Below are 1,279 nucleotides of genomic sequence, written 5' to 3'. Positions count from 1 at the left end.
GCCTCCGAGATGAGCTCCCTTTCCGGTAAGGGCCCAGATAGACTATCTGGTCGATAGGGCGCAGCTGCAAGCAGGGCGACCTGCTCAGGCGAGCGCTACTAATAGCCCGAGCTCTTCTTCATTGCCAAGACTACGATCGAGATCGAGAGATGGACGTGTCGCGCGCATGCAACCGCCAGGGTGGCGCGGGGGATCCCCGGGCCCCCTCGGACGGCAAGACGATTGCCGCGGGAGCGCCTCCCGCGAGCGGAACCATGGAGTGGGGGATCACCCGATCCCATTCCGAACTCGGCAGTTAAGCCCCACCTCGCCGAAAGTACTGCGGCGCCAGGCCGCGGGAGGACAGGTCGTTCCGCTCGCAGGGGGCGCTTTTCTGCGTTCCGGCCGCCCTGGCGGGACGGCCGGACCTGCCGACGCCGCGGCTCCGACGGGCGCCCGGCCTCGCCCCTTGTTCGGGGCTCGGCGCGGCGCGGAGGCCGCTCGGCCCCGAGGCGGGGCGATTCCGGGCGCCTGCCGGACCCTCGCCGACTTCCTCGGGCGAGCCTGTGCGACAAAATGATTTCTACTATAATGATTGACGCCCGACAGGGTGTTTTTTGTTTCAAAGGGCAGACATTCTGTCAGACAAGAACTCCTGGCTTCTGCGAGACTCGATTTGCTGGGAGGGGGGGCTTAGCGTGGCATGCCAGGGGCAACTTGCGAGTTGCGCGAGTTGCAAGTGTGGCGTAAATGTCGTTTAAAGAATTTTCTAAATTCCCCCTTGCGCTCTTGGAGCCGAAGGGGTATTCTACTAAATCCGCGCTTGAGGAAGGCGCGGCGGCTGGTCTCTCTGGGCCAGTGGCTGCGGGTTCCCGTTGGAAACGAATTTTCAAAAATTTTGAAAAAAGTCGTTGACAGCCAACAGGAAACCCTGTAAAGTATTTCCTTGCGCCGCTCGCGAGGGCGGCGGGGCGGGAAGCCTCCCGCGGAACCTTGACAACCGGATACTGAGGATGGAATTCGAGAGACGGAACAAACGTCTTCTCGGATGTCAGACGGACATTCGAGAGAGCAAGCTTTAACTTTTTCCCTGTCAGGGGCCCTAAGGCCCCGACGGAGAGTTTTCAAACAGAATCGAGACTCACATCGATCTGACGGCGCCTCCGGGCGCTGTTCGAACGGAGAGTTTGATCCTGGCTCAGGATGAACGCTGGCGGCGTGCTTAACACATGCAAGTCGAACGATTAAGACGGCTTCGGCCGTGTATAGAGTGGCGAACGGGTGAGTAACACGTGACCAA

At 60.6% G+C, this 1,279-nt stretch carries 3 rRNA genes; all 3 read left to right on the top strand.

Annotated elements, in window-relative coordinates:
- Window positions 1–123 (top strand): 23S ribosomal RNA (locus tag GO707_RS12100); the annotation flags it as partial.
- 121 nt (window positions 124–244) lie between these two features.
- Window positions 245–359, top strand: a 5S ribosomal RNA gene (gene rrf, locus GO707_RS11820).
- A 795-nt stretch (window positions 360–1,154) separates the two neighbouring features.
- Window positions 1,155–1,279 (top strand): 16S ribosomal RNA (locus GO707_RS11815); the annotation flags it as partial.

The sequence above is a fragment of the Adlercreutzia rubneri genome (genome assembly GCF_009755265.1).
GTDB lineage: Bacteria > Actinomycetota > Coriobacteriia > Coriobacteriales > Eggerthellaceae > Adlercreutzia > Adlercreutzia rubneri.
This window is presented reverse-complemented; position numbering and strand designations above follow the sequence as displayed.